Source organism: Clostridium sp. NkU-1, from assembly GCA_001312405.1.
Genome location: BBDR01000008.1, coordinates 30,841 through 55,727 on the forward strand (window position 1 = coordinate 30,841; position 24,887 = coordinate 55,727).

Genomic DNA, 24,887 nt, shown 5'->3' on the forward strand with positions numbered 1-24,887 from the left:
AAACATACAAAATACCCGGCGGGATTCAGGATTGTCTCCTTTCCGCCGGGTATTCTGCCATAAAATTTCACCGTTCCATTTTATGGGGTATGTTATGAATCATTAAAACCGTGATCCCAAGATGTTCTTTCAATTCTTCATTTGCATTTGACATCTTGTCCTCTTTTAGTACCTCATTTCCGTTATTACTGGTATTCTGGTCTTTTAAGCGGTACTCATGGGCCTTCTTTGCCGATGCACCGATTGAGGAGGCAGCCAGTATGATCAGGACTACCATTACAATAAGAAGCGGCTTTTGCAGGGAGCTTACAAATCTGTGGCCGTAATACATCACCCTCAGCTGCTTTCTTACCAATGTTTCCGCCCCCCGCCGGTTAAGCTCCGCCATAATCTTCTGAAATTCGCCGGGAGGAGGGGAGGGAGGCTCAGGTGTTAATTCCGGATGCTCCTGCATATAATCAAGCAGATGGGCTTCTAATTTTTCCTGGGGCGATACATAAAATTTCATCCGTTTTAAAATAGAATATTTTTTTCCATGGTTTCTCTCCTTCTCCACGTTACACCTCTTAAATACAAGTTATCCTTAAGTTCCCACAAGCTTTGGGGTTGACTTTTTATCGCTAACGTTTACTATAATAGTATATCGAATTTGGGAGGCAACGCTTTATGAAAAAAATCATCTTAACTGGCGGCGGTACAGCCGGCCATGTTACCCCGAACCTGGCTTTAATTCCCTCTTTAAAAGAGCGGAATTACGATATTCACTATATAGGATCATACCAGGGAATCGAAAGTCAGCTCGTTAAAAGAGCCGGCATCCCCTATGACGGCATTTCTTCCGGTAAATTCCGTCGGTATTTTGACTTAAAAAACTTCTCTGATCCCTTCCGCGTATTAAAAGGATATTGGGAAGCATTGAAACTGATAAAAAATTACAAGCCGGATGTGGTTTTCTCAAAAGGAGGCTTTGTGGCCGTTCCCGTGGTAATGGCAGCCAAACACTGCAAGGTACCTGTTATTATCCATGAATCAGATATGACTCCAGGGCTTGCCAACAGGCTTTGTATTCCGTCTGCTGTAAAAGTATGCTGCAATTTTCCGGAAACCCTTCCTTATCTTCCAAAAGATAAAGCCGTACTCACAGGCTCTCCCATACGGAAAGAGCTTTTAAAAGGGGATCGCATGACAGGATTAAAATATGCAAAGTTATCTGCAAACCGGCCAGTTATCCTGATCATCGGCGGAAGTCTTGGTTCCGTAACGGTCAATACCGCCTTACGGGGAATTCTCCCGAAACTGCTTAAAAATTATCAGGTGATACATATCTGCGGAAAAGGCAATCTGGATGAAAGCCTGATCGGAACGGAAGGATATGTACAATACGAATATGTAGACGCCCCTTTAAAACATCTTTTTGCTGCTGCTGATCTTATGATCTCAAGAGCCGGAGCCAATTCCATCTGTGAAATTCTCGCACTTAGAAAACCAAATATTCTGATTCCTCTTTCCGCTGCCGCCAGCAGGGGAGATCAGATTTTAAATGCCAGATCCTTCGCAAAGCAGGGCTTCAGCTCCCTTCTGGAGGAGGAAAACCTAACCGGAGATTCTCTCTTACAGACAATCACCGAAACATTTGCCAACCGGCAGGCTTTTATCTCAAAAATGGAGCAAAGTGAATTATACAATGCGGTTGATACCATCATTGATATGATCGAATCCCTGGTTCAGAATTGACCTTTACACATGAAAATTAGGACCGAGGATCTTTTTTTAAGCAAACTCTTGTACGATATATCCGGGAGCGGCAAACCGTTCCCGGAATTTTTAGGATTTCGCAAATCTCAGGAATGGTCAGCTGTTCCAGAAAATAAAGAACAGCCATTTCCTTCCACTCTTCTCTCATATTGGAAATCTCCCTGGTTATCCTTAAAAGAGCTTCTTCTCCAAGGATCACATCCAGTGGATCAGTGACCACATATCTCGTAAGCATCGCTACCTCATTGACCGCATCTCCTTCATCCAGGCTCACTTTTTCATAATGGCCGTTTTTACGGAGGCAGTCAATGGATTTACGTTTTAAAATCTTAATCAGCATGCCTTTCTTTCGCGTATCTGTCCATGATAATGAATAATTCTCAAAATATGAAATAAAAGTTTCCTGCACCACATCGTCAAGTTCCATGTCTGGCACATTGAGTGTTTTCGCTATCCTGCGGAGCAGTCCCTGATATTCTCCGTATATAGACTGCAGCAGCAAATTTTCATCTTCATGTATGCTCATTGATTATGTCCCTCTGATTGCAGGGCGCTCCTTATAGCCGCTCCTGTCTGTGTCAATTCTTCCGGATTTGCCTCGCTTTGCACCCATGAAACCATAACAGGGCCGTCTTCATAACGAGGAATCAAATGCACATGAAAATGAAAAACTGTCTGTCCTGCTTCTTTCCCATTATTCTGCACAACGTTAAATCCGGCACATCCTAATGAGTTTTTCATGGCGTTTCCTATTTTAGCCGCTAATGGGAGGACCTTTTTTTGCCGTTTCTTCATCCAGCTCACAGATATCTTTGTAATGCTGTTTTGGAAGAATCAAGCATGGCCTCTGGAAGCTGGCCCTAAATCCAGGATCACACAAAAGGTGTCATCCTCGTATATCGTTTCAGAAGGTATCACACCATTTGCAATCTTGCAGAAAATGCAACTATCTTCCCTCACTTGCTCACCTCCTTCCAATTATATTATCCCCATATTTCCATATCCTGACGTCTTCTCGGCCTGCGGTAAAGGAGAATGCCCATAACAATGCCTGTAAACAGACCGCCAATATGGGCTGCATTATCTACGCCTGTGCTGGTAAAACCAAAATACAGGGAGCATGCAATCACAACTGCCAGCTGTCTGACACTTAAGTCCTCCAGCCGGCCGCGGTTGATAAGTACCGCATATAAAAGGCCTCCGATCACGCCAAAAATAGCGCCTGACGCCCCTGCCGAGACTACAGTCCGGTATTCTCCAAGGTTCACGATCATGGACACCACATTGGCGCCCACTCCGCAAAGCAGATAGAAAAACAGGTATTTTATATGGCCCAATGCTCTTTCCAGATTATCACCCAGGATAAACAGAATGAGCATGTTATTCATAATGTGGTTAATTCCAAAATGCATAAAAACAGAAGTGAGCAGCCGGAAATACTCTCCTCCCTCTAACACAAGCGGAGCATACATCGCTCCATGCGCCACCATAAACTGCGTATTTTCCGTAGAGCCTGTCAGCTCCAGATATAGGAAATAGATGACATTTATTGCGATTAAACCAACGTTTACAAATGCCTTCTTACGCCTGTACAAGTCTTTCATTGCCGCTCTCCTTGATAAATATTATGCTTATTTTAACACAGCCTGACATATTATGTAAATATAAACGCGAAATTTGCGGTAAAAACTTCACCATTTCACTCCTGCCTGAAAATTCATCCGTTAAAAGTCCGGACGGCAGTTTCTAAAAAGCTTCTTAAGAACCCTCCCTGTCAGGCAAGGGTTCTTAAAGGAGCCGGAATCCTAAAAAAAAGCAGGAAAAAACATTGAAAAGCGAAAAAAATTTGCGAAGCATTCGCATATTAGCTTGACAACCTTTCAATTCCGCAGTACACTTATTTGCAAATAATTCGCAAATTAGGAAGTGATCCCTTTGGCCAACTATATGACAGCACAAAGAAAACAGCTTTTCGCATTTTTGCAGGAAAACCCTGACAGGCAATTTTCCGCAAAACAAATTGCAGACAGCCTTTCCGGTTCTTCGGTCAGTTTAAGTGCGGTGTACCGTAATCTCACTTATCTGCAGGAAAAAGGCTGATCAACCGCTTTACAAAAGAAGGAAGCCGGGAGATTTTTATCAGTATATTCATTCAGAAGACTGCCGTAATTGTATTCATATGAACTGCATAAAATGCGGAAGAACATTTCATATGAATGCTCACATTGCGGACAGAATGCTGGAAGACATTTTAAGAATGGATGGATTCCAGATCAGAAAAGAGAAATCCGTGCTTTACGGGATCTGCAAAAACTGTATCTGATGTGCCCATCGTTTTAAAGGAGGAAGAGACATGGCAAAAAACAAAAAACTTCTTGCCGGGTTTATCACCCTGGCGGTTCTTTTTATGCTGCTCTTTTCCGTATTTTTTTATTACTGCTGAGACCCGCCATAACTGCATAGGCGAAAACTGTCCCATCTGTCTTGAAGTTCAGGCCTGCGTCCAGGCGCTGAATACTCTTGGAACAGGTCTTGCGTCTGCTGTTGCCGTATTCGCGGCAGCTCACTTTTTTTGTAATCTTAGTGATTCCGGTATTTCACCGCAACCCTTCACACACTTTGGTTTCTCTTAAGGTAAAGCTGACGAATTGAATATTGACTTTCACAAGGGAGTATTTTGCCCATTTGGGGGCAGAAAGCGATTGATCAATGCTTCCTTATATTCTTATGCCCATTTTTAATCATCAATATTTATCCGGAGGTTTTAATAGTGAAAAAATTAATCGCCTGCCTGTCAGCAGGACTTATGATAATGGGAGCACTTACTGCCTGCTCCAGCACAAATGCAACAACAAAGACCAGCAATAACAATAAGCTAAGCGTGGTATGCACAATTTTCCCGGAATACGATTGGGTGAAAGAAATTCTCGGCAGCCATGGCAACAATGGGGAAATCACCATGCTTATGGATAACGGCGTGGACTTACACAGCTATCAGCCGACAGCGGATGATATCATCAAAATCTCAAACTGCGATATGTTTATCTATGTGGGCGGCGAATCCGACTACTGGGTCAAGGATGCCTTAAAGGAAGCCAAAAACAAAGATATGGTCGTGGTCAATCTCCTGGAAGTTCTGGGCGACACGGTCAAAGAGGAAGAAGTCGTTGAAGGAATGGAATCAGAAGAAGAAACCCAGGAGAACAGCGAAGAAGGCCCGGAATATGACGAGCACGTCTGGCTGTCACTGAAAAATGCTAAAATCTTAAGTAATTATATTGCATCAAAGCTGGGCGAAATCGACAGTGCAAACGCTGCAGATTATTCTGCAAACGCCGATGCCTATGAAAAAAAGCTGAATCAATTGGATGAAAGCTACCAGCAGACGGTAAACTCTGCAAAACAGAATGCAGTGCTGTTTGGGGACCGTTTCCCCTTCCGCTATCTGATAGATGATTACGGACTTACCTATTATGCCGCTTTTGTGGGCTGCTCGGCTGAAACAGAAGCAAGCTTTGAGACCATTGCCTTTCTTTCAAAAAAAGGTTGATGAATTAGGACTTAACACTGTGCTGACCATAGAAGGCACTAAGCATAAAATCGCCGAAACCATCGCCCAAAACACCAAGGACAAAAATCAGACAATACGTTCCATGGATTCCATGCAATCTACCACCTCAAAGGATGCAGAAAGTGGTGCCACCTATCTTTCCATTATGCAGGCGAATCTGGAAGTGCTGAAAGATGCATTAAATTAATAGGAGGAATTAAAGTGGCACAGCTTACATGCAACAACTTAAACATTGGGTATGACGGTAAAACTGTCCTTAAAGGACTTAACTTTTCCGTAAACAGCGGAGATTATCTCTGTATTGTGGGAGAAAACGGCTCCGGTAAAAGCACGCTCATGAAAACCATCCTGCACCTTCTGACTCCCCTTGAAGGAAGTATTGTCATAGAAAACAGCCTGCAGCCGGGAGGGATGGGATATCTGCCACAGCAGACAGTCGTGCAAAAGGATTTTCCGGCTTCAGTCGGGGAAATCGTCTTATCCGGCTGCTTAAACCGATGCGGGCTGCGTCCCTATTACAACCGGGAAGAAAAACAGCTTTCCCGTGAAAACATGGAGAAAATGGGAATCTCTCATTTATCCAGACAGTGTTACAGGGAATTGTCCGGAGGCCAGCAGCAGCGGGTTCTGCTGGCCCGGGCGCTGTGCGCTGCCGGAAAAATTCTTCTGCTTGACGAGCCTGTTTCAGGTCTTGATCCAAAGGCCACTGCCGAGATGTATGAACTTATCCGCAAACTAAATGAGGAAGGCATCACCATTATTATGATATCTCATGATATCAGCGCCGCCGTAAACTATGCAAGCCATATCCTTCACTTGGGAAATCCTTATTTTTTTCGGGACAAAGGACGAGTACTTAAGCACCAGCATTGGTAAAGGATTTTCAACTCAGGACGGAGGCGAAGAAGCATGAGTGTATTAATTGAAAAATTAGCCTTGTATTTTGAATATCCTTTTGTGCGTTATGCACTGATTGTAGGAATATTGATCGCTCTCTGTTCCTCTCTGCTGGGTGTCACACTGGTGTTAAAGCGGTTTTCCTTTATCGGCGACGGACTTTCCCATGTTGCCTTTGGAGGGATTGCAATTGCAACGGTGATGAAGCTGTCCAATCAGATGCTGCTCATTTTGCCGGTCACGATTGTATGTGCAATTCTTCTGCTTCGCACCGGACAAAATGCAAAAATCAAGGGCGATGCAGCTGTGGCAATGATTTCCGTTGGTGCTCTGGCCCTGGGCTACCTGCTCATGAATATATTTTCCACCTCAGCCAACCTGGCAGGAGACGTATGCAGCACCCTGTTTGGCTCAACCTCTATTCTGACGCTGACAAAAACGGAGGTATGGCTTTGCGCCGCCCTTTCAGTTGTCGTTATAGCTGTATTTCTTCTTTTTTTACCATAAGATATTTGCGGTTACCTTTGATGAAGACTTTGCAAAAGCCACCGGCACGAAAGCGGACCAATACAACCTGCTGATCGCTGTCATCACAGCCATTATTATTGTACTTGCCATGAATCTGGTAGGCTCACTGCTGATCTCCGCTTTGGTCATCTTTCCGGCGCTCTCGGCAATGCGTTTATTTAAAAACTTTAAGTCAGTGATCCTTTGTTCTGCAATCCTCTCCGTTTTCTGCGCCGTGCTGGGAATTCTAACGTCCATTCTGGCCGGAACACCGGTGGGCTCGACCATTGTTGCCGTTGATATCGCCGCCTTTGCCATATGCTCCCTCATTGGTTGGATCTGGGGAGGTGTCAGAGGATGAAACGCAGCTTTTTAATGATTCTGTTGCTTTTAATGGTGAACCTGGCATTAACAGGCTGCGGGAAGAACGCCGGTACTGTTCCCGGTCCGTCGCTGCCGCAAGGAGATAGGACAGACTCCGGTCAATATGGCGCCGCAGGCTCTGAACAAAACGAACCAGAGAGTGCTGAAGACTTTGACATCAATTCTTATCCTTCTGATTCCTTTGAGCCAGCCACGGAGCAATTCCAGGAGGAGTCATCCGGTTCACTTAAGGATTATCCGGCTGACTCTACGAATAACACAGGTTTTGATATTGATCTGACGAAATTAAGCAGCACCATGGTTTTTTTCCGAGGTATACAATATAATGATATCGCCGGAAGAATATGTGGGAAAAACAATTAAAGCCGAAGGGATATTCCAGGTATACCAGGATTCGAAAAATAAGAACTTTTATGCCTTGGTAATCGCGGATGCCACTGCCTGCTGTCAGCAAGGGCTGGAATTAATCTGGAACGGGGATCATACTTATCCGGATGATTATCCGGAAGAAGAAAGCGAAATAGAAATAACAGGTGTGTTTCAAAGCTATGTAGAAGAAGGCAACACGTATTATTATGTGCTGGTAAACGATGTTAAGGCGGTATAGGATATCATTCCCATACCGCCTTTATTAACTGCCATAATTGTTTCTTTGCTCTTGACCCTTGGCTGGTATATGAGGTTCCTCTGCTCTTTCCTATAGAACATGGCACCTGCAGATTGTACCACCTGTAGATCGTGCTACTAGCACACCAGTATAAAAAACGGCCGGTGCTGCTTAAAATTTGGAGATAAGTTTTATCTCATGTAAATATAAACGGGAAATTTGCAATAAAAACTTCATCTCCTTTTTTCAAAGCAACTGTTTCATTCGTTTCTAATAACCGCCCATTGACAGACGTTCCATTGGTGGAATTTAAGTCGCTGATACGGTATTCCTCTTCTTCCCGATCTATCCTGGCATGGATCCTGCTGACGGCTTCTCCGGCAAGGACACAGTCAACCATACCTTCCTGCTTTCCAATTAAATAAGGAACATAAGTAATTACAATGTCTTCCACATCACTGCCAACCGCACGCAAGTACCGGATGTTTTTATCAGCCGTTGTATCAGTCAACAGGGCCGTTTGAATTACTTCCTCATCTCCAGTTTCATGTTTTGGCGTCTTTTCCTTTATTTCTTCTTCAAACGTCATCTGCCAGTCATAGCTCGACCCTGGCTGATGATCTCTCTCTTCCCTTTTATCATTATCTCCTTTCGCTGACCGGTCTCTTTCTTCCATGCGGTAAAGACTGCTAAAGCTGAGAAACCCCCGGCCAAAGGCACCCCATACCAGTATTTCCTGATCCCTTCCATGCCCAAAACCAGCCATAAAGCTGCGGCTATACCAAACATGACTAATATTGGGATAATAAGAACAGCTCCTTTCTCTTTTACATCAAAAAAACTATTCCCTTCCTCCACTTCCTGGTTTAGAAAATCGGGTTGAGGTGAGATATGGCTTTCTTCCGGTTTGCTGTCTCCTTCCGGCTTGGTAAGGTCTTCATCCCTTTCTTTTCCCCTTGCACAATTCTTTCCGGCAATTTCAAGGAGGTCCTTTATCCCATAATTTTTCTTAAGGCTTTCCTGATAAAGGCCATAAGCCATTACTACACATTCCTTATCCTGATGATTGACCTTACCCAGAAGATACCGCAGCAGCTCGGTCATTTCCCCCGGAAATCCCACCTGCCTTCCGGGAATAAGGCAAAGGGAAACCGTAAACTGTTCCGGTTCAACATAAATATATTCCGGTTCCAGAAGGATCTGTTTTTCCTTAAGCAGGTAAGCTTCCAGCTTCTCCAAAGTCTGCCCAATATCCCCGATTAACTTCTTAAGCTCCTCTCCCCCAAGGCTATGACATTCAAGAACTCTGCTTAAAGGCTGCTTAGAAGTGATCTCATAATAATAAAATTTCCGGTTATCCACCTGCTTTACATGGAATTTCAGCAATCCTTCTATCCTGTTTGCCGCCATCATATGTATTTCATAACTTTCATATCCGGCCTCCTCCGGCTCCATGATTAAATAATTGTGCTTCATTTCCCGTCTGTATGCTGCCTTCATTTCATTCCTCCTGATTGATGAGAGTCAACATCCTTAAAAAATTCTCCGGATCAAACACGCCCTGTTCCATCTCAAGCTTCCAGGTCCCCGCCCTGCCACAGGCTTCCACCCTTTTGCCTGTTACAGGGTTTCCTGCCATCTTAATCTGAAAATCGTATTTTTTCCAGGAAAAGGGGGGTCCGGCCCTTTTAGCTGCCCACACCGCTGCTTCATCCGGCGGCTCGGTTTCGTTATGGCGCAGCCTTTGCACAGATTCTTCCAGTGCCATTGATCCCACTACTTCATCTCTCAGCCGGTAAGCCGCCTGAACGGAAACCATCAGAGCCCATAAAACAATTGCCATAATAAAAGCCACCTCAACAGTATAGCTTCCCCGCAGTTTTCCCTTCACAGCATCACCAGTCCAATCCACACAGGAACCAGAAATGGCAGAAAGGGTATTGATTGCTTTTTTTACATCCCTCCCCCGCAGCCAGCCAAAAAGATAAATTCCACCGCAGACAATGCCATTTAAAAAGATTCCATAGATCAATAACTTCAGGTTCAAAAGTGCTCTTAAAAAAAAGACCGCTGACTACAAAAAACCAGCCATCTCCCATGCCGATTGCCTCATCTGTTAACCGGCTGAGGAAAAGGAGTCCCATCCCAACCATACAGCTTAACAACCGCTCTGCTCCAATATCTCCCTGTAAAAAAAGCCAGAATTACCCCGGCTATGCCTGCCGCCTTAAAAAGCCACACGCTGACAGCCTTTTCTCTTCCGTCTTCCCAGGCAGACGCCAGTAAAAATACTCCAAATGAAATTTTATTTATGCTTTCCAGCATAGGACACCCCCCTATTGTGAACAGTACGAACACGCTCCCAGATGACGGACCTGGGATAATGGAACAGCCTCCACATAGGCCATGATGGAAGAACAATTCCTGTCACTGTGATACCGCTCTCCTGACGACATGATGTATACACTGCCGTTTTCCTCTGCAAATCTGCCGCATCTGCTGCAGGGCTTATATTTTCCACCGGATAGATTACGGGCGTTCTCAACTTCTTTAAATGAAATCTGTTCTATGTCATTATATAAATAATGACAAGTCCGCTGCCGGTGGTATCTCGTACTTGCCTTTCCAATGTATACAAGCTCATCCTCCTGCCCTGTCTTCCTGCTGCTTCCTCCCTCCTGGCCGATCCAGGCTCTGCGGCAGCATCTGGCTGTCATGGGGATACTGCTTAAGCCAAAAACGGAAAAAGGAATTCTGACCCTATAATCCATGATCAAGTCAATGGTCTCTTCATCCCTTAAAACGGCTGATCGTGCAAAAGATGTTGATTCAAGCCGTTCAAACCCTGCCCGTCCCTCTACCCGCTTTCTCACGTAGAGAAGTATTCCCTCCTCCGTCAGCCCTTCTAAAAATTCCTCTGAAAAGCCGTCGATTCCTGCGGCCTCCAGCCTTTCTCCCAGTTTAAGCCGATGCAACACATAAGCATACTGGCTTACCTCTTCTCCTGCCGCCTCCAGGGCGGTTTGAATACGCCGCCCCTCATTCATTACCCCCATGGGAAGGATGAGGATCACCGTAAAAAACAGAAAGAGGGGCAGGACAAGGGCAGCCTCTATAGTCAGGCTCCCCTTTTTTTGGAAGCTGGAGGCAGATGATAATACCCTTTTTACAAGGAATCCATGTTTCGTAAAAGGGATTTGTACCTGGAGAGTAACAATTTTTTTTATTATTTTTTTTCTTGGAACTCCTTGAAAAAGGGCATGATCAGCCACCTCCTTTCCTATTTTCTGCCCAATTGACTTTGCATAATTGACTGTGCATAAAGGTATGCCCGCAGGCTGTCCCTCAATATGCTTTTTCTGTCCGGACTTCCACCGGATAGAAGGGATTATTCCCTCCGAAAAACATATGCCTTGATCTCACAGTCCCCCTTACCTCTGCCTGATAAACGCAGTGCACCATGCGAAAATCCGCCTGTTTCCTGCATAAATTCATCTGGATCACATCCATAAGACGGTAGTGCTGTTGCCCAGGCTCTCCCAGAAAAAGAAGAAGCTTTAAATAGCCTGTATAACCAATTCCATTTTCATCATCTTTTCCGCCTGTACATGTTCTCGTTCTTCCTAATTCCAGAAGACCGTCCAGGGACAGCTTCCAGGTGGCTCCTGATTTAAGAAAGGCCACCTTTTTTTCCCTCTAAGAGCATTCTCACATCCACGATCGCCTCGCCAAGCGCCCAGATGCTCATTACAAAAAATGCAACAATTCCGGTAAGAGGAGCCAGGCCCACAGATCCGGTAATAAGGCCGGCTAAAGCCATTGCTTCCTCCCGCTTCTGGCCGTCTGAAAGAATATGAATTAAGTTCATGCCTTCTCTTATCATGAGAATATCTAAAACCGTCTGCTTTAAGTTCTCCTCATCTGTTTTCTTCCCTGAAACCAGATACTCCAACTCGTACTTTACCTCCTTATCCTCCTCCGAGAGAAAGCTTGTGAGAAAACGGCCGCAATACTCCCCGAACAAGACCCGGTCTGCAAGGCCCGACTCCAGCACCTGGCCTTCCCCACAGGTGACGGAAGGAAAAGAACCGTCAGACAAAATACCTTTTGATATTTCCTTTCCATCAGGCAGAACCAGGGATAAAAGACCTGTCTGCATGAATCCTTCCACCTGTTCCAGAAGTCTCTGTTTTTCCGGGTCCTTCACTCCATTGGAATAAGAAAGAGATGGGCTGTCTGCCTTAACCCATATTTCTCCTACGGAACCCCATAGCTCAGACAGATCCGGACCTTCATCCTCTTCATCATCACTGTCCCAGTTATCAATAATGCTCTCTACCTCAAAAGAACGTTCCCTTGCATGGTTCATAACCTGTTTCAGCTGTTCCAGCCGCCCGGGAAGGGCCTCAATTTCCTGCCTTCGTTCCCCATCCTGATTTACATAGGATCCATAGCAGGAGGTATCACCGCTCAAAGCCTCACGGACTTCCTGGCTTAATTCTTCCTGAGCCGCTGATAAGCCATTGTTTGTTTCGCTTATGCTGTTTTTTTAAATCATCTGCCCTTTTCCCATAAGTCTTTACAAGTCCAGGGACCTGTTCATTTCCCGCTCCAGCTGATCCGCCTCTCTTCGAAATCCAGGACCGTCATAATCCCTGATTCTTTCATAGGAAGCCCGCCAGTAAGCCTTCTGCTGCTTTAAAGAATCATTGATATCCTCCAAGGCCCTTTCCAGCCGGACCGCTTCCCTTTCATGGTCACGAAAAGATCCGGATAACTGCTTCACGGCTTTTGCTTCCTTTAAGCTCTTAAGCAGGTCTTCTGTACTCTTTTCATCTGTCATACTTTCAAAAATTCCATACTTCATATAATCCAGTATCTCCTGCTTCAAATACTGCCCTCCTCCGTCGGTAATACGATAAAGCCCGACTGTATCTGCCTTTTCCACATCCATGGAATACCAGCCGGAGCTGTCCATATAAGGTTTCATGAATCCCTTCCACGCCTCCTCCAGTTCATCATCATTCTCACATTCCAAAAGAAAGAGACGGTATGTTTCCCAGGCTTCTCTATGATATCTGCTGAATACAGAATCCATGGCAGAATCAGCTGCCAGCTTTAAATAGCTCCTGGATCCAGCAGTCCGTGCGGACTCTAAAAGCCCGCACATCAGGCTGAATATGCATAAAAGGGCCATACTGAAAAACACTGTTACCTGTCCGCTTTTGCGCATCAATACACCTCTTTAGACTGACTGTTGATTTCCTTGAATACGTTATCAAGAAGAGTCGTTATCTGCTTTTTAAATATAATAACAAGTCCGATTAAAACCACCAGAATCAGCACTACTTCAATAACACCTACTCCATCTTCTTCCCTTAAAAAAATCTCTGATCTGTCTGTTTACCGATGTCAGCATCCTTTCACCCCCCTTCTAATAAAATGCCAGGAACGCAGGAACCACGATCATGACCATGACTACTGCCAGCATCATAAGCAAAGGCAGCAAAAGCCTGGTTCCAGCTTCTTCTCCCAGTTTTTTCGCCAGGTTCTTTCTTTGCTCAAAGGCTGAGACCATCTCAAGCTCCAAAGCAGGGCGAAGCTGCCTGCTTCCGTTTTTCTGACTCTGTTCCAGAAGAGCGGAAAGCTTTATGTAAACCTGCAAGCCGCAGCGCCTTCCAAATTCACTGTAAGCCCGCCCTTCCGACAATCCGCTGCCAAGCTGCCCCGCTGTTTTCACCATCTCTTCATACGCCGGACGCACGTTTCTCTTCCCCTGCTTCACCGACTCCTTATAGCCTGCCGCAATCCTCTCCCAGGCTCCCCGGACCGTAAGGCCTGCCCCGATGTAGACTACCAGCTTGGAGACTACCTCAGAATAATCAAGCAGCAATTGCTGCTCCCGCATCTTTGCCAGGCTTTTCCTGTCAAACTCTTCTTTTATGTACAGAAGCGCCGCCAGTAAAAGTCCCAGTACCGGCAATATCCGGAAATCTGCCGTTTCAGGCAGGAAGTACTTTAGATTTTTCCCCTCATAAACCGACGGCAGTAACAGGCGGTCTTCCGTCTGATTTTTAAGATCCATCTGGCCTATCCACTGGAGAAAGGCAGAGGCGGCCTTTTCTTCCTGGGTAAGGGCGGGCGGATAGACCGTCACTTTAAACTCATATTGTCCTTCATGACCCTCAGCCTTTATTCTGGCCCTTAACCAGACTGTTTCTCCCTGTTCCGGTATTTCCTCATTGTGAAGGATTCCAAAGGAATCGATCACCTGGGGATTATCAGACTCCCAGCTGATTCTAAGCCCATAATCTCCCAGGCTGTTCTTTAAATTCAAGTTTCCTCTCACCTCCTCCAGAGACTCATTTTCCCCCAGCATCTGCTTTATCAGTTCAGGCTGGATCCTCTGAAACAGCTCCCTTGCTTCTTCCGTCCCATACTTCCGCTCCCTGACAGGATTTTAAGAGGTATCTTCCTATCACCATTCTCCCGGTCAAGCCCGGATACCAGAATATCGTATGTAGTTTCTCCCTGGCCCGGCTCTGCCCGTTTAAGCCCGCCCCCTTCAGATACCGCCTGCCCGCCTGGTGAAAAAACCAGCTTCATGGCAACATATAAGACAATCCCGGAAACTGCGCAGGCCGTCTGTACTTTAGAAAAAGGAAATCTCCATATTCTGCTGCCTTTTCTTAACATCTGTCTTCTCCTTTTATATCTCAATCCTCATAATCCGCTTTACGATCCCCATGGCCACGATGTAAATGACCATGCACAGGGTCATAAGGACCCTTCCGATCCCCGTACTGTACATGATGTTAAAAAAATCCGGGAGAAGTTATATCAATATAAAGAACAATAAAGAACGGGATTATGCTCATGATTTTTTTGTTCAAACTGTTTTGAGGCTGTCATCGTTAAAATCTCCTGTCTTACCTGTACCTTATCCCTTATTACAGCCGCCGTGTGGCTGATGATCGAAACCAGCTCTCCCCCGCTTCGCTTTGCCGCGGCAAATACCTCCGCAAAGTTTTTAACATCATCAAGACCGCTGCGGCCAGCAAATTCAGAAAGCGCCTGCTCCACCGAACGGTTCATCCGGATCTGGCTCTCAATATGGCTGAATTCCTTAGAAACCATCCCCTCCTCCCCATAAAGTAAAATCAATTCCTTTACAGAAGCAGAAAACGCGTTCTCCACAGAATAACCGGCACTTAAGAAGGAAGCTAAAAGCAGAATGCCCTCTTTAAATTCCAGGTTCAACTGCTGAAGCCGTTCTTCCTTTAACTCTCTTTTTCTAATCATGGGGAAAATAAAAACCATTGGGACAAATAGCAGAAATGACGCGATACTGCGGTAAAAGACGTAAGCGAAAAGCCCTGCTGCTGCCAGGCCCTGAAATCCATACAGGCACCACTGAACCGGCGTCAGAACGTAGTTCTCATATTTCAATGCCTGCTGCTTTAAGTTTTTCGGTGTTTTGAATGATTCCCACCTTTTTAAGACTGCCCTGAACAGCCGGTCCTCCTTCCCGGTTCTCATAATCTTCCTCAAACCTATATAGCGGATTAAGCCTGATTTCTCCGTCTTCATAACCAATTACCTCCACAATGGACAGGACCTCCTGCTTTTATCTCTTAAACGCCCCAGATGAATTAAAATATCAATTGCCGCCGCGACCTGGCTTCTGACCGCTGCCAACGGGATATCTGCTCCCATAAGCACCATGGTCTCCAGCCTGGAAAGCATGTCCCTGGGGCTGTTTCCATGACCCGTGCTAAGGCTTCCGTCATGTCCGGTGTTCATGGCTGATATCATATCCAAAGCCTCCCTTCCCCTCACCTCTCCCACGATAATTCTGGAAGGATTCATCCTCAAAGCGGCCCTGATCAGGTCTCCTATTGTCACCTCTCCATCCCCCTCCCCATTGGCCTCTCTTGTTTCCAGCCTTACCAGATTCGGAATATGGGTAATCTTTAGTTCCGCAGAATCTTCAATGGTTACGATCCGCTCTTCCCGGGGGATGTAAGCGGATAACGCATTGAGAAATGTACTTTTTCCGGAATTGGTCCCGCCGCTGATAAAAATATTGTAGCCTGCCTCTACAATGCATTTCAGGAAATTTGCAGCTTCTTCTGTAACCGAGCCCAGCTTTAACAGTCTTGTCATGGTAATGGGCTTTGGAAATTTCCTGATGGTCACTGCAGGGCCGTCCAGTGCAATAGGGGGCAGCACTACGTGAACCCTGGAACCATCAGGCAGCCTGGCATCCGCCATGGGCCTTGATACATTTACCGTACGGTTTACCCTGCTGACGATCTGCTGGATGGTATCCTCTAACTGCTCCTGGCTGTCAAAGGCGCTGGCCCACTGCTCCATGCGTCCATTCCTCTCCACAAAGACATGGGTTGCCCCATTTACCATGATTTCCGTCACGTCCTCGTCATCCACCAGCTCCTGAAGGGCCCCCAGCCGCCGGAAGGAATCAAAAAAACCGGCCCCGAAGCTCCATCTTTTCTTTCAGGGGAAGAAAACTGACTTGCCCGTACTCCAGAATTCTACGGTCTATGATGGCATAAAGCTCCTCATCAGTTACCTGCTGTCGCTCATCCAGCTCTCTCATGATTTCTTCCCGCAATTTTCTTCTCTCATCATCATCCATAACTGTTCCCCCTTGGCAATCCCTTTCAAAGCTTATGGCTGCTTCCTAAAAGCTGTCTTGTATAATCCCCCAATTCCCCCCATAAGAGCTGTTCCAAATAGTTCTCCTTCCGATTGAAGCTGCAGTGGTAGGGAGGCTTTATTTTTTGAATCCGGTCTTTAAGGAACCCGCGGCCGGATGACACCAGATATTCCTCAAACTCTTCTATCTTAGCTGCGGATACGCAGTCATCCTTTACCGGCATATATACCACATCGCATACCTCCAGCACCTCTGCCGCCTTCTTTCCGAATTGGCCTAAATCCAGGATAATGGACTCATAAGCACTCTCCCTGGCAATGTGGCTTACCAGCTCCGCCATCATCTGCCCGGTCACCTGGCAAAGGTCCTCAGGATATTGCACCGGCGGCACATAATCCAGCTCCCCCCAGGTATAGACAACGGATCCAAGGCGTACCCAGCGAAACCCCTCCTGGCTGTAATAATACAAAAGATCAGATAAACCTCCCCTGTACTCTTCTCCGATCAACCGCCGGAATCCGGAACAATCCTCTAAATTTAAATAAAGTACCTTTAAATCCCGGGCCAGCAGCTGTCCCATGGCAAGGGCAAAAGAAGTCTTTAAGCAACGGTTGACAGGAGAATATACTCCAATGATCCTGCCTGCCTTTGAAATCATGGCATATCCCGGATCTCCTGGATCGTCACAATAATACTTCATCACCTCACGCATCAGGCTGTCTGCGGCCTGATACTTATAAACACCTGGATACTGCCCTTCCGGAGGAACTGCCTCACCGTCAGCCAGCATGACCACAAAAGCAGCGCCTGCCTTTTCTATTTCCTCCCTGGAAATGGAGGAACTAATGAGCAGAAGTTCTATCTTATGGTCTTCTCCATAAGCCTTTAGTTGTTCCAGGTCAGTAAATGCCATAACCGTGAACGATACCTGCTCCTTTTGGCTTACAAATTCTGCGAACCTCTCTGTATACAAAGGATCCGTATCATAAACCGCCATCACTCTCTTTGCCAAAAACAAACCTCCTTATTTTGTATACTAATAAATCAAGCGGATAAATTTGCATATCCAGTTAACCAGCATCGGGAGGTTGAAGGAAGTTCTTCCCTCAACCTTATCCCCAAAAAAACCATAGAGCCAAGTGTCCCTAAAAACAGGCAAAGGCCTAAAGGTATCACCACATCATACCCATCCCGGACAGGATCATAGTAGGTTGTAAGATTTCCTGTTTGAAATACGTGCCTGATATAGGCAAGAAGACAAGAAAGGCGGGAAAAAAAGGCTGCCACTCCCTGCCAGTTTGATAAAGGACCAGAAAGCCCCTGTAAGAAAACCAAGTCCAACTGCCAAAGCACCCTCTCTAAATCCCAGAAAGCCGCATATGAGAGCAGCCAGCTTGATATCTCCCGCACCGATCATACGGCACAGGAATAATAAAAAGAATATCCCGGTCACAATTATAAGCCTCAGTAAGAACAGCAGGCCTCCCAAGGGCTTCTCTGATCCGGAAACTTCAAGCAGAATGCCGAGGATGATTCCCGAAATCACCAGCCAGTTAGGTATACGGTGCTCACGAACATCATAAAAAGCCCCTGCCCCTAAAATCAGCAGCAAAATAACATACCGAACGATACAATCCCCCTCTTTACTTAAAATTTTAACATTGGAATTCACGCTGGAAAATCAGCTTTGGATTATGGAATCATATGTCCATAATTCTTTGAAAACTATTGAAATGCTGTATGCGGAACGCATATAAGAATGTGCCTTTATTATGCACAAGGGGAAATAAAATGTCAACTATTTTTTTGCAAGAAATATTGTATACATTCTTTTTTTATGGTTTTCCCAAATCAAAAGCCTCCCTGTTATTTTATTGTCATTTTCAACAATTTTTTTCATTATTTTATCTTTTTCGCAGCACAAATCACAAAATACCAGCTGCAAAACATTGACGTTATCCTGCTGGGATGATAAAATACTATTAGTTTAATTTTTTTAAACCAAAGGAGGAGTCCAACGATGCATGCCGAGGATTTTAATGAACTTTTCCAGAATTGCATGCCTATCTTTATCGCTCTGGGAGACGAAGTCCGGCTGGCCATTATTGAAGGTCTTGCCAATACAGGTCTTTATGACGACCTGGGTAACGGCGTTGCCAATATCAGTGACGGCTTAAAGCCACAGCCCAGGCAGGGAATGAATGTAAAAGAAATCACGGAAATGACCCGGCTGTCCCGCCCTGCCATTTCCCACCATTTAAAGATTTTAAAAGAAGCAGGTCTTGTGAATGTCCGTCAGGAGGGAACAGCTAATTATTACTACCTGACCATTGGCGACAGCACAAAAAAACTTTGCTCTCTGGGACAGTATTTGCAGAAGTTAATGAACCGGGTTTCATGAATTATCAAAGATATACAGGTAATATATGAATAAAGTGCCAATTTCCAGACATACTGAATTTATAGCATTCGGTAAAAATTATAAAATCTGGAGATGATAAAATGAAACATGGTCTTTTAAAAAAACATCTGGTCCTATCAGAGGAAGAGCGGAATTTAAGACGTGAGATCGAACGTTCCAAAACCGCCATTGATTCCGCCAGAAACCACTTTGAGCAGGTGGTTGACCCAACGCTTATTGATTGTTATATTTACGAACTTAACGCGGCACAGCTGCGTTACCAGTTCCTTCTGCGCCGTTTTAAAAGCCGGGAGGTATAAATTACTATAATCTGGAGGATAAGTATATGAGCAAGTGGTATGAAGGGGAGTTTTTTATCACATATATCCCCTGGGGCTTGTGGGCGCTCCGAATGAGAACAGGGAATCATCTGTTACGGACCGATTTGGGGAGCTTTGTGAGTGGATTTCCCATATCCGGTCTCTGGGGTGCAATGCGATCTACATCGGACCACTGTTTGAATCCTCTACCCATGGGTACGATACGCGTGATTACCAGATGGTGGACCGCCGTCTTGGTAACAGGGAAGGCTTTCAGGAGTTTGTGTCCCGCTGCCACAAAGCGGGCATAAAGGTGGTCGTTGACGGCGTCTTTAACCATACGGGACGGGAATTCTTCGCATTTCAGGATATCATAAACCATAGGGAGATTTCTCCCTACAGGGAATGGTACAGGGGAATTAATTTTGCCGGCAGCAGTCCTCTGGGAGATTCCTTCGGATACGAAGCGTGGCAGGGACATTTTGAGCTTCCTTGCCTTAATCTTTTTAATCCCGCAGTCAGGCAGTATTTATTTGATACCGTACAGTTTTGGATCAACACCTTTGACATTGACGGAATACGTCTTGACTGTGCCAATGTGCTGGACTTTGGATTTATGAAAGAACTGCGGAAGCGCACGGCGGAAATGAAGGAAGATTTCTGGCTCATGGGGGAAGTTATCCATGGAGAATACGGCAGATGGGCTAATCCCGGCATGCTGCATTCTGTCACCAACTACGAACTACATAAGAGCATTTATTCGGGTCATAATGACCACAATTATTTTGAGATTGCACACAATGTAAAAAGGCTGGAATCCATTGGTTCCCAGCTTTATACCTTTGTGGATAATCATGACGAAAACCGGATCGCAAGCAAGCTTAACAATACGGAACACCTCTATCCGGTTTACACCCTGTTATTTACCCTTCCCGGAATCCCCTCTGTCTACTATGGCAGCGAGTTCGGGATGAAGGGCAAACGGACCAATACGGAGGATTCCATGCTGCGTCCCCAGGTTTCCATTTGTGAAATAAGGGAGCTTTCCTGTCCGCTTAAGGACTTTATCAGCAAGCTTGGTCATATCCATGAACAGAACCCGGAATTTCACGGGGGGCGGTATCAGGAGCTTTTTCTCACCAACCGGCAGTACGCGTTTGCACGGTTTCATGAAAAACAGGCCATCATTACTGCGGTAAACAATGATGAGTCTGACGCATATGCCGAAATTCCCTGTCCTTGCGAGGGAGACACTGCTGTCAATCTTCTTAACGGAGAAGTAATTCCAGTGATTGACCATAGAATCGGATTGACCATACCCGCAAACCGGGGTGTAATCTTAAAGATCATGGAGGGATGAGCGAATGGAAAGTGACAAAAATGAAATTGGAATGGGCTTTATTACAGAGGTAGACCGTTATCTTTATAACAATGGAAGGCATTACGAAATCTACGAAAAGCTGGGCGCCCATCCGGAAAACTACGAAGGAAACGACGGTATGTATTTTGCAGTCTGGGTGCCTCATGGTGAGCAGGTCAGCGTAGTCGGCGATTTTAACGGCTGGGATCCGGAGGCAAATCCCATGACGCTGCTTGCTGATTCCGGAATCTGGGAAGCCTTTGTTCCTGGTTTAAGCGTTGGGGAGCTGTATAAATATGCGATCACTACCAGGAGCGGCAAAATCCTTTTTAAAGCGGATCCTTACGCATTCCAATCGGAATATCGTCCCCAGACCGCCTCTGTTACCGCAGACCTGTCGGGATTTCAGTGGAAGGACCTGGCCTGGCTGGAAAAGCGGAAGGCCAAAGACCCCTTGAATGAACCCATCAGCATTTATGAGGTACATCTAGGCTCCTGGCGGAAGAAAAACAGGGATGAAAAGGATGGATTTTATACCTATATCGAAGCGGCTCATGAACTGGCGGACTATATTCTGCAAATGGGTTATACCCATGTGGAGCTGATGGGAATTGCAGAACATCCCTATGACGGCTCCTGGGGTTATCAGGTAACAGGATATTTTGCCCCCACTTCCCGGTATGGGACTCCCGGGGAGTTTATGTATTTCGTTGATTATATGCACAGAAAAGGAATCGGGGTTATCCTGGACTGGGTCCCCGCTCATTTTCCAAAGGATGCCCATGGCCTGGCGGACTTTGACGGTGAAGCCTGCTACGAATATGCGGACCCCAGGAAAGGGGAACATCCCGATTGGGGGACAAAGGTCTTTGATTACAGCAAATATGAGGTGGATAATTTTCTTATTGCCAATGCCCTTTACTGGGTGGAAAAATTCCATATAGACGGCCTTCGTGTCGACGCAGTGGCTTCCATGCTTTATCTGGATTACGGAAGGAACAACGGGGAATGGGTGCCAAACCAGTATGGTGGAAATGAAAACCTGGAGGCCATAGAGTTTTTTAAGCATTTGAACAGTGTCATCCGCAAGCGCGGAAACGGGGCAATGGTCATTGCCGAGGAATCCACCGCCTGGCCAAAGGTCACCGGAAACCAGGAGGAAGGGGGCCTTGGCTTTACCTTCAAATGGAATATGGGCTGGATGCATGACTTCTTAGAATACATGAAGCTGGACCCTTATTTCCGCAAATACAACCACCACAAAATGACCTTTGGCCTTACATATTTTACCAGCGAGAACTATATACTGGTATTATCCCATGATGAGGTGGTGCATTTAAAGGGTTCCATGATCCATAAAATGCCGGGACTTTTAGAAGATAAATTTGCAAATTTAAAATTGGGATATACCTTTATGCTTGGCCAGCCCGGTAAGAAGCTTCTGTTTATGGGACAGGACTTCGGGCAGTTCCATGAATGGGATGAAAAGGCCGCTCTGGACTGGTATCTGTCAGAGGAGCCTTTAGGCAGGAGTCTTAAGGATTATGTAAAGGATCTTCTGCACCTGTATAAAAAATATCCGGCGCTTTACGAGAAGGATTATAACTGGGAAGGCTTTTACTGGATCAATGCCAATGACAGCGAACGCAGCATCTTCAGCTTTATCAGGTACAGCAAGGACCATAAGCGCAGCCTGCTGTTTGTTTTAAATTTCACTCCCGTAGCACGTCCCGATTACCGGTAGGAGTTCCGAAGCGGGGAACCTATACTCTTGTTTTAGACCAGGACCACGGACTATACAAGAGAGGGGAGAAAGCGCCTGCTTTCCGGTCTGAAAAGATAGAATGTGATGGGCAGGAATACTCCTTCTCTTATCCTCTGCCGGCTTATGGCGCGGCTGTTTTCCGCTTTTAGCTTCACATGGATATTCAGTAATTTTTTTCCAGATAAATCAAAAAAACAAGCTATACTTTTTATGGATTTTATAGTAAAATATAAGTACAGAATCATTACTTAACGGTTCGGACTAATGGTTGGATGGAAGGAGAGATTCTTATGACAGCAGAATTAATTGCTACAACTGCAACAAAAAAAAGTTTTTCGTGACGGCGAAAAGGCGATCAAGGTTTTCAACGCTGATTTCCCAAAAGCAGATGTACTAAATGAAGCATTAATTACCGCCCGTGTGGAAGAAGTTGGTGGAATCAATGTCCCCAAAGTTCTGGAAGTTGGTGTTTTCGAAGGCAAGTGGTCCATTACCTTTGATTTCATTGAAGGCAAGACTCTCCAGCAGCTCATGGATGAAAATCCTGATAAATTACCGGAATACATGGAGAATATGGTAGATCTTCATTTGAGCATTCTTTCAAAGCAGTGCCCGCTTCTTAATAAGCTGAAGGATAAGATGTCACGGCAGATTCTGGATTCGGAAGAATTAGGCGATGTGACCAGATACGATATGCGGACACAGTTGGACAGCATGCCAAAGCATACAAAATTATGTCACGGGGATTTTAACCCCAGCAATATTGTGGTAAAGGATGACGGAACCATGTATGTTCTTGACTGGGTTCACGCGACCCAGGGAAATGCCAGCGCTGATGTGGCAAGAACTTACCTGCTGTTCTGCCTGCAGGACCAGAATAAAGCGAATATGTATATGAACCTGTTTTGTAAGAAGACCGGTACGGCAAAGAAATATGTGCAGACCTGGCTTCCTATCGTTGCGGCCGCCCAGCTTTCAAAGAGAAGACCGGAAGAGGTGGAATTGCTGCAGCAGTGGGCCAATGTTTGTGATTATCAGTAAATTCGCAGCATAAAAACCAAAGCGCGTCTTGAAAAGGCTTTTATCCCTTTATCAAGACGCGCTTTTTATGCACTGATTTTTTATGCACCGGTTTTCTATAAACCATCTTACAGCAGTCCGTCAGGCGCTTTAATCCTCTTCTGTCTTATTTGCTGATGACATGGCATCATGTTCTTCTTTAAGCTCCAGATACAGGTCATAAAATTTCCATTTGCAGTTGGTATCGGTAATTACTGCTTTTAAGTCGATTTTAGGAACTCCTGCCCGCCTTAGGTTTGAGAGCAGTTCATCGATCCGGCGGCTTGAAAATTTTTCATTACCAGAATCTCCTCTTCCAAATCAGGGCATTCCATCTGTTCCGTCTCTTCAAAGCCATCAAAGCCTGCCAGATATCCTACGGTCTGGTTTACCTGGTCCGGGGAAATATTTTTGATCCGTATCCCCATACGGACAAGAACTGCCTTCAGTTTCGCGGCCTTTGTATTATTTCCGCTCTGCCTGTCCTTTTCAGGCTGGTAATAAAGGACCATTTCTTTTCTCGCTGCCATTCTCTATTCCTCCTGCTCTGATTTATAACAGACGTCCTCTCAGCTCTTTCCCACTGAAAGCGCTTAAATATGCCGGAGCAATATCAAGCACGGTTTTGCATCCGCTCTGGCCTTCTTTATTCAGACGGTAAGCGGCTCTTGCATAGGCCGTCAGCACGGAAGCCGTAAATTCCGGATTGGAATCCAGCTTTAAACTGTATTCCACCACGTGGCTGTTCTCATCCTCCCAGCCTGTCCTTCCGGTCCTTATGACAAAGCCTCCATGAGGGATTCCCCTGTGATCCCTGTTAAGCTCCTCTTCACTTATAAAATGAACCGTAGTGTCATAATCTGCAAAATAATTGGGCATTGACACGATTTCTTCCCGGATCCGTCCAGATCTGCATTTTCTTCCGCCACTACAAAGCACTCACGGGTGTGCTTTTCTCTGGTGGACAGTTCCGGATTTTTCCCGCTCCGAACTGCTAAAAGTGCACCTTCCACCGGAATGGTATACTGTCTGGCATCCTTTACGCCTTCTATCCTGCGGATCGCATCGGAATGGCCCTGGCTTACGCCCCTGCCCCAGAATGTATAATCATGGCCGCCCGGTAAGATGGACTCCCCATACAGGCGGTTTAAGGAAAACATGCCCGGATCCCAGCCAACGGATATGATCCCGACCTTATTTCCTTCCTTTGCCGCCTCATCCACTGCTTCAAAATGCTGTGGAATCCGGGCATGGGTATCAAAGCTGTCCACCACGTTAAAATATCTGGCAAGAAGGGGTGTCTGTACGGGAAGGTCTGCGGCACTTCCGCCGCAGAGGATCATCACATCAATGGAATCCTTCTTTGAAATGGCTTCCTCCATGGAATATACTTTTACACCCGGAGAAAGAGGGGTTATTGATGCCGGATCTCTTCTGGTAAATATAGCAGAAAGCTCAAGATCCGGGTTATGGCGGATGGCGCATTCCACCCCTTTTCCCAGATTCCCATAGCCTGCAATACCTATTTTAATTGTCATATTTTCATCTACCTTTCCAAAGTTATTGATTTTATTATAACCC

The 24,887-nt window shown here is 45.6% G+C and carries 30 protein-coding genes and 5 pseudogenes; 13 read left to right on the forward strand and 22 right to left on the reverse strand.

Annotation, left to right across the window (positions count from 1 at the left end):
- Positions 1-67: 67 nt before the first annotated feature.
- Positions 68-556 carry a hypothetical protein gene (locus tag JCM10519_RS13325; RefSeq protein ID WP_054739722.1) on the reverse strand — a complete coding sequence of 163 codons (489 nt, stop codon included), beginning with the start codon at positions 554-556 and terminating at the stop codon, positions 68-70.
- Between the two features lie 110 nt (positions 557-666).
- On the opposite strand from JCM10519_RS13325, the gene JCM10519_RS13330 reads away from it, so the two are divergent.
- The gene (locus JCM10519_RS13330) at positions 667-1,734 is read left to right on the forward strand and encodes an undecaprenyldiphospho-muramoylpentapeptide beta-N-acetylglucosaminyltransferase (RefSeq protein ID WP_054739724.1); all 1,068 of its coding nucleotides are present in this window, start codon (positions 667-669) and stop codon (positions 1,732-1,734) included.
- Between the two features lie 16 nt (positions 1,735-1,750).
- On the opposite strand, the gene JCM10519_RS13335 is transcribed toward JCM10519_RS13330, so the two are convergent.
- From JCM10519_RS13335 to JCM10519_RS13345, 3 genes and pseudogenes are all read right to left on the reverse strand, one after another.
- The gene (locus JCM10519_RS13335) at positions 1,751-2,281 is read right to left on the reverse strand and encodes a sigma-70 family RNA polymerase sigma factor (RefSeq protein WP_347844157.1); all 531 of its coding nucleotides are present in this window, start codon (positions 2,279-2,281) and stop codon (positions 1,751-1,753) included.
- Positions 2,278-2,715: pseudogene (locus JCM10519_RS13340) on the reverse strand (HIT family protein). Before JCM10519_RS13340 ends, JCM10519_RS13335 begins: the two are co-directional and overlap by 4 nt.
- A gap of 23 nt (positions 2,716-2,738) precedes the next feature.
- Entirely contained in the window at positions 2,739-3,359 is a 621-nt protein-coding gene (locus JCM10519_RS13345) for a rhomboid family intramembrane serine protease (protein WP_054739726.1), read from the reverse strand.
- Positions 3,360-3,690: 331 nt separating this feature from the next.
- Between JCM10519_RS13345 and JCM10519_RS29870 the strand changes: the two genes are divergently transcribed.
- The 7 genes and pseudogenes from JCM10519_RS29870 (at position 3,691) to JCM10519_RS13370 (ending at position 7,721) form a co-directional block, all read left to right on the forward strand.
- Positions 3,691-3,855, forward strand: a complete 165-nt coding sequence (locus tag JCM10519_RS29870; protein WP_347844158.1) for a transcriptional repressor — start codon at positions 3,691-3,693, stop codon at positions 3,853-3,855.
- Positions 3,856-4,525: 670 nt separating this feature from the next.
- Positions 4,526-5,305, forward strand: a complete 780-nt coding sequence (locus tag JCM10519_RS13350) for a metal ABC transporter substrate-binding protein (protein ID WP_347844159.1) — start codon at positions 4,526-4,528, stop codon at positions 5,303-5,305.
- On the forward strand, positions 5,271-5,513 hold the full coding sequence (locus JCM10519_RS29875; RefSeq protein WP_347844160.1) for a zinc ABC transporter substrate-binding protein: 243 nt from the start codon (positions 5,271-5,273) through the stop codon (positions 5,511-5,513). The genes JCM10519_RS13350 and JCM10519_RS29875 overlap by 35 nt, the downstream gene beginning before the upstream one ends.
- Positions 5,514-5,527: 14 nt before the next feature.
- On the forward strand, positions 5,528-6,202 hold the full coding sequence (locus JCM10519_RS13355) for an ABC transporter ATP-binding protein (RefSeq protein ID WP_347844161.1): 675 nt from the start codon (positions 5,528-5,530) through the stop codon (positions 6,200-6,202).
- Positions 6,203-6,235: 33 nt separating this feature from the next.
- Positions 6,236-7,091 (forward strand): annotated as a pseudogene (locus tag JCM10519_RS13360) (metal ABC transporter permease).
- The gene (locus JCM10519_RS13365) at positions 7,088-7,477 is read left to right on the forward strand and encodes a hypothetical protein (protein WP_054739728.1); all 390 of its coding nucleotides are present in this window, start codon (positions 7,088-7,090) and stop codon (positions 7,475-7,477) included. The pseudogene JCM10519_RS13360 and the gene JCM10519_RS13365 overlap by 4 nt, the downstream one beginning before the upstream one ends.
- The gene (locus tag JCM10519_RS13370; RefSeq protein WP_054739731.1) at positions 7,461-7,721 is read left to right on the forward strand and encodes a hypothetical protein; all 261 of its coding nucleotides are present in this window, start codon (positions 7,461-7,463) and stop codon (positions 7,719-7,721) included. The genes JCM10519_RS13365 and JCM10519_RS13370 overlap by 17 nt, the downstream gene beginning before the upstream one ends.
- A gap of 196 nt (positions 7,722-7,917) precedes the next feature.
- Here the strand turns inward: JCM10519_RS13370 and JCM10519_RS13375 are convergent, their stop codons facing one another.
- The 15 genes and pseudogenes from JCM10519_RS13375 to JCM10519_RS13425 form a co-directional block, all read right to left on the reverse strand.
- Positions 7,918-8,310 carry an FHA domain-containing protein gene (locus JCM10519_RS13375; RefSeq protein ID WP_054739733.1) on the reverse strand — a complete coding sequence of 131 codons (393 nt, stop codon included), beginning with the start codon at positions 8,308-8,310 and terminating at the stop codon, positions 7,918-7,920.
- Positions 8,307-9,221, reverse strand: coding sequence for a DUF6382 domain-containing protein (locus tag JCM10519_RS13380; protein ID WP_054739735.1), 915 nt, complete (start codon positions 9,219-9,221; stop codon positions 8,307-8,309). The genes JCM10519_RS13375 and JCM10519_RS13380 overlap by 4 nt, the downstream gene beginning before the upstream one ends.
- 1 nt (position 9,222) lies before the next feature.
- Positions 9,223-9,768 (reverse strand): hypothetical protein, encoded by a 546-nt coding sequence (locus JCM10519_RS13385; RefSeq protein ID WP_347844162.1) that lies wholly within the window; start codon positions 9,766-9,768, stop codon positions 9,223-9,225.
- A gap of 62 nt (positions 9,769-9,830) precedes the next feature.
- Positions 9,831-10,046 (reverse strand): hypothetical protein, encoded by a 216-nt coding sequence (locus JCM10519_RS13390; protein WP_054739736.1) that lies wholly within the window; start codon positions 10,044-10,046, stop codon positions 9,831-9,833.
- A gap of 11 nt (positions 10,047-10,057) precedes the next feature.
- Complete coding sequence (locus JCM10519_RS13395; RefSeq protein ID WP_347844163.1) at positions 10,058-10,768, reverse strand: hypothetical protein; 711 nt, start codon at positions 10,766-10,768, stop codon at positions 10,058-10,060.
- 298 nt (positions 10,769-11,066) lie between these two features.
- A complete protein-coding gene (locus JCM10519_RS29880; protein ID WP_347844164.1) occupies positions 11,067-11,405 on the reverse strand; it encodes a DUF5702 domain-containing protein in 339 nt (112 codons plus the stop codon).
- Positions 11,392-12,195 carry a DUF5702 domain-containing protein gene (locus tag JCM10519_RS29885; RefSeq protein ID WP_347844165.1) on the reverse strand — a complete coding sequence of 268 codons (804 nt, stop codon included), beginning with the start codon at positions 12,193-12,195 and terminating at the stop codon, positions 11,392-11,394. Before JCM10519_RS29885 ends, JCM10519_RS29880 begins: the two co-directional genes overlap by 14 nt.
- Before the next feature lie 105 nt (positions 12,196-12,300).
- A complete protein-coding gene (locus JCM10519_RS29890) occupies positions 12,301-12,954 on the reverse strand; it encodes a hypothetical protein (RefSeq protein WP_347844166.1) in 654 nt (217 codons plus the stop codon).
- On the reverse strand, positions 12,954-13,109 hold the full coding sequence (locus tag JCM10519_RS29895) for a Flp1 family type IVb pilin (RefSeq protein ID WP_347844244.1): 156 nt from the start codon (positions 13,107-13,109) through the stop codon (positions 12,954-12,956). Before JCM10519_RS29895 ends, JCM10519_RS29890 begins: the two co-directional genes overlap by 1 nt.
- 46 nt (positions 13,110-13,155) lie before the next feature.
- Positions 13,156-14,058 carry an immunoglobulin-like domain-containing protein gene (locus JCM10519_RS13405; protein WP_347844167.1) on the reverse strand — a complete coding sequence of 301 codons (903 nt, stop codon included), beginning with the start codon at positions 14,056-14,058 and terminating at the stop codon, positions 13,156-13,158.
- Positions 14,059-14,108: 50 nt separating this feature from the next.
- Positions 14,109-14,417 (reverse strand): hypothetical protein, encoded by a 309-nt coding sequence (locus JCM10519_RS29900; protein ID WP_347844168.1) that lies wholly within the window; start codon positions 14,415-14,417, stop codon positions 14,109-14,111.
- A gap of 144 nt (positions 14,418-14,561) precedes the next feature.
- On the reverse strand, positions 14,562-15,170 hold the full coding sequence (locus JCM10519_RS13410) for a type II secretion system F family protein (protein WP_347844169.1): 609 nt from the start codon (positions 15,168-15,170) through the stop codon (positions 14,562-14,564).
- Positions 15,160-16,341: pseudogene (locus tag JCM10519_RS13415) on the reverse strand (CpaF family protein). Before JCM10519_RS13415 ends, JCM10519_RS13410 begins: the two are co-directional and overlap by 11 nt.
- A 64-nt stretch (positions 16,342-16,405) precedes the next feature.
- Entirely contained in the window at positions 16,406-17,413 is a 1,008-nt protein-coding gene (locus JCM10519_RS13420; RefSeq protein ID WP_347844170.1) for a hypothetical protein, read from the reverse strand.
- A 189-nt stretch (positions 17,414-17,602) separates the two neighbouring features.
- A complete protein-coding gene (locus JCM10519_RS13425; protein WP_347844171.1) occupies positions 17,603-18,073 on the reverse strand; it encodes an A24 family peptidase in 471 nt (156 codons plus the stop codon).
- A gap of 348 nt (positions 18,074-18,421) precedes the next feature.
- On the opposite strand from JCM10519_RS13425, the gene JCM10519_RS13430 reads away from it, so the two are divergent.
- The 5 genes and pseudogenes from JCM10519_RS13430 (at position 18,422) to JCM10519_RS13450 (ending at position 23,288) form a co-directional block, all read left to right on the forward strand.
- Positions 18,422-18,802: an ArsR family transcriptional regulator gene (locus JCM10519_RS13430; RefSeq protein ID WP_054739739.1), complete on the forward strand. Its 381-nt coding sequence runs from the start codon at positions 18,422-18,424 to the stop codon at positions 18,800-18,802.
- Positions 18,803-18,903: 101 nt separating this feature from the next.
- A complete protein-coding gene (locus JCM10519_RS13435) occupies positions 18,904-19,122 on the forward strand; it encodes a YaaL family protein (RefSeq protein WP_054739741.1) in 219 nt (72 codons plus the stop codon).
- A 79-nt stretch (positions 19,123-19,201) separates the two neighbouring features.
- Positions 19,202-20,482: an alpha-amylase family glycosyl hydrolase gene (locus tag JCM10519_RS13440; protein WP_347844172.1), complete on the forward strand. Its 1,281-nt coding sequence runs from the start codon at positions 19,202-19,204 to the stop codon at positions 20,480-20,482.
- 4 nt (positions 20,483-20,486) lie between these two features.
- Positions 20,487-22,396 (forward strand): annotated as a pseudogene (gene glgB / locus JCM10519_RS13445) (1,4-alpha-glucan branching protein GlgB).
- Positions 22,397-22,553: 157 nt separating this feature from the next.
- The gene (locus JCM10519_RS13450) at positions 22,554-23,288 is read left to right on the forward strand and encodes a phosphotransferase (RefSeq protein ID WP_054739745.1); all 735 of its coding nucleotides are present in this window, start codon (positions 22,554-22,556) and stop codon (positions 23,286-23,288) included.
- A gap of 129 nt (positions 23,289-23,417) precedes the next feature.
- On the opposite strand, the gene JCM10519_RS29905 is transcribed toward JCM10519_RS13450, so the two are convergent.
- From JCM10519_RS29905 to JCM10519_RS13460, 3 genes and pseudogenes are all read right to left on the reverse strand, one after another.
- Positions 23,418-23,582, reverse strand: a complete 165-nt coding sequence (locus tag JCM10519_RS29905) for a DUF3783 domain-containing protein (protein ID WP_347844245.1) — start codon at positions 23,580-23,582, stop codon at positions 23,418-23,420.
- Positions 23,558-23,836 carry a hypothetical protein gene (locus JCM10519_RS13455; protein WP_347844173.1) on the reverse strand — a complete coding sequence of 93 codons (279 nt, stop codon included), beginning with the start codon at positions 23,834-23,836 and terminating at the stop codon, positions 23,558-23,560. Before JCM10519_RS13455 ends, JCM10519_RS29905 begins: the two co-directional genes overlap by 25 nt.
- Before the next feature lie 22 nt (positions 23,837-23,858).
- Positions 23,859-24,844: pseudogene (locus JCM10519_RS13460) on the reverse strand (diaminopimelate dehydrogenase).
- Positions 24,845-24,887: the final 43 nt, after the last annotated feature.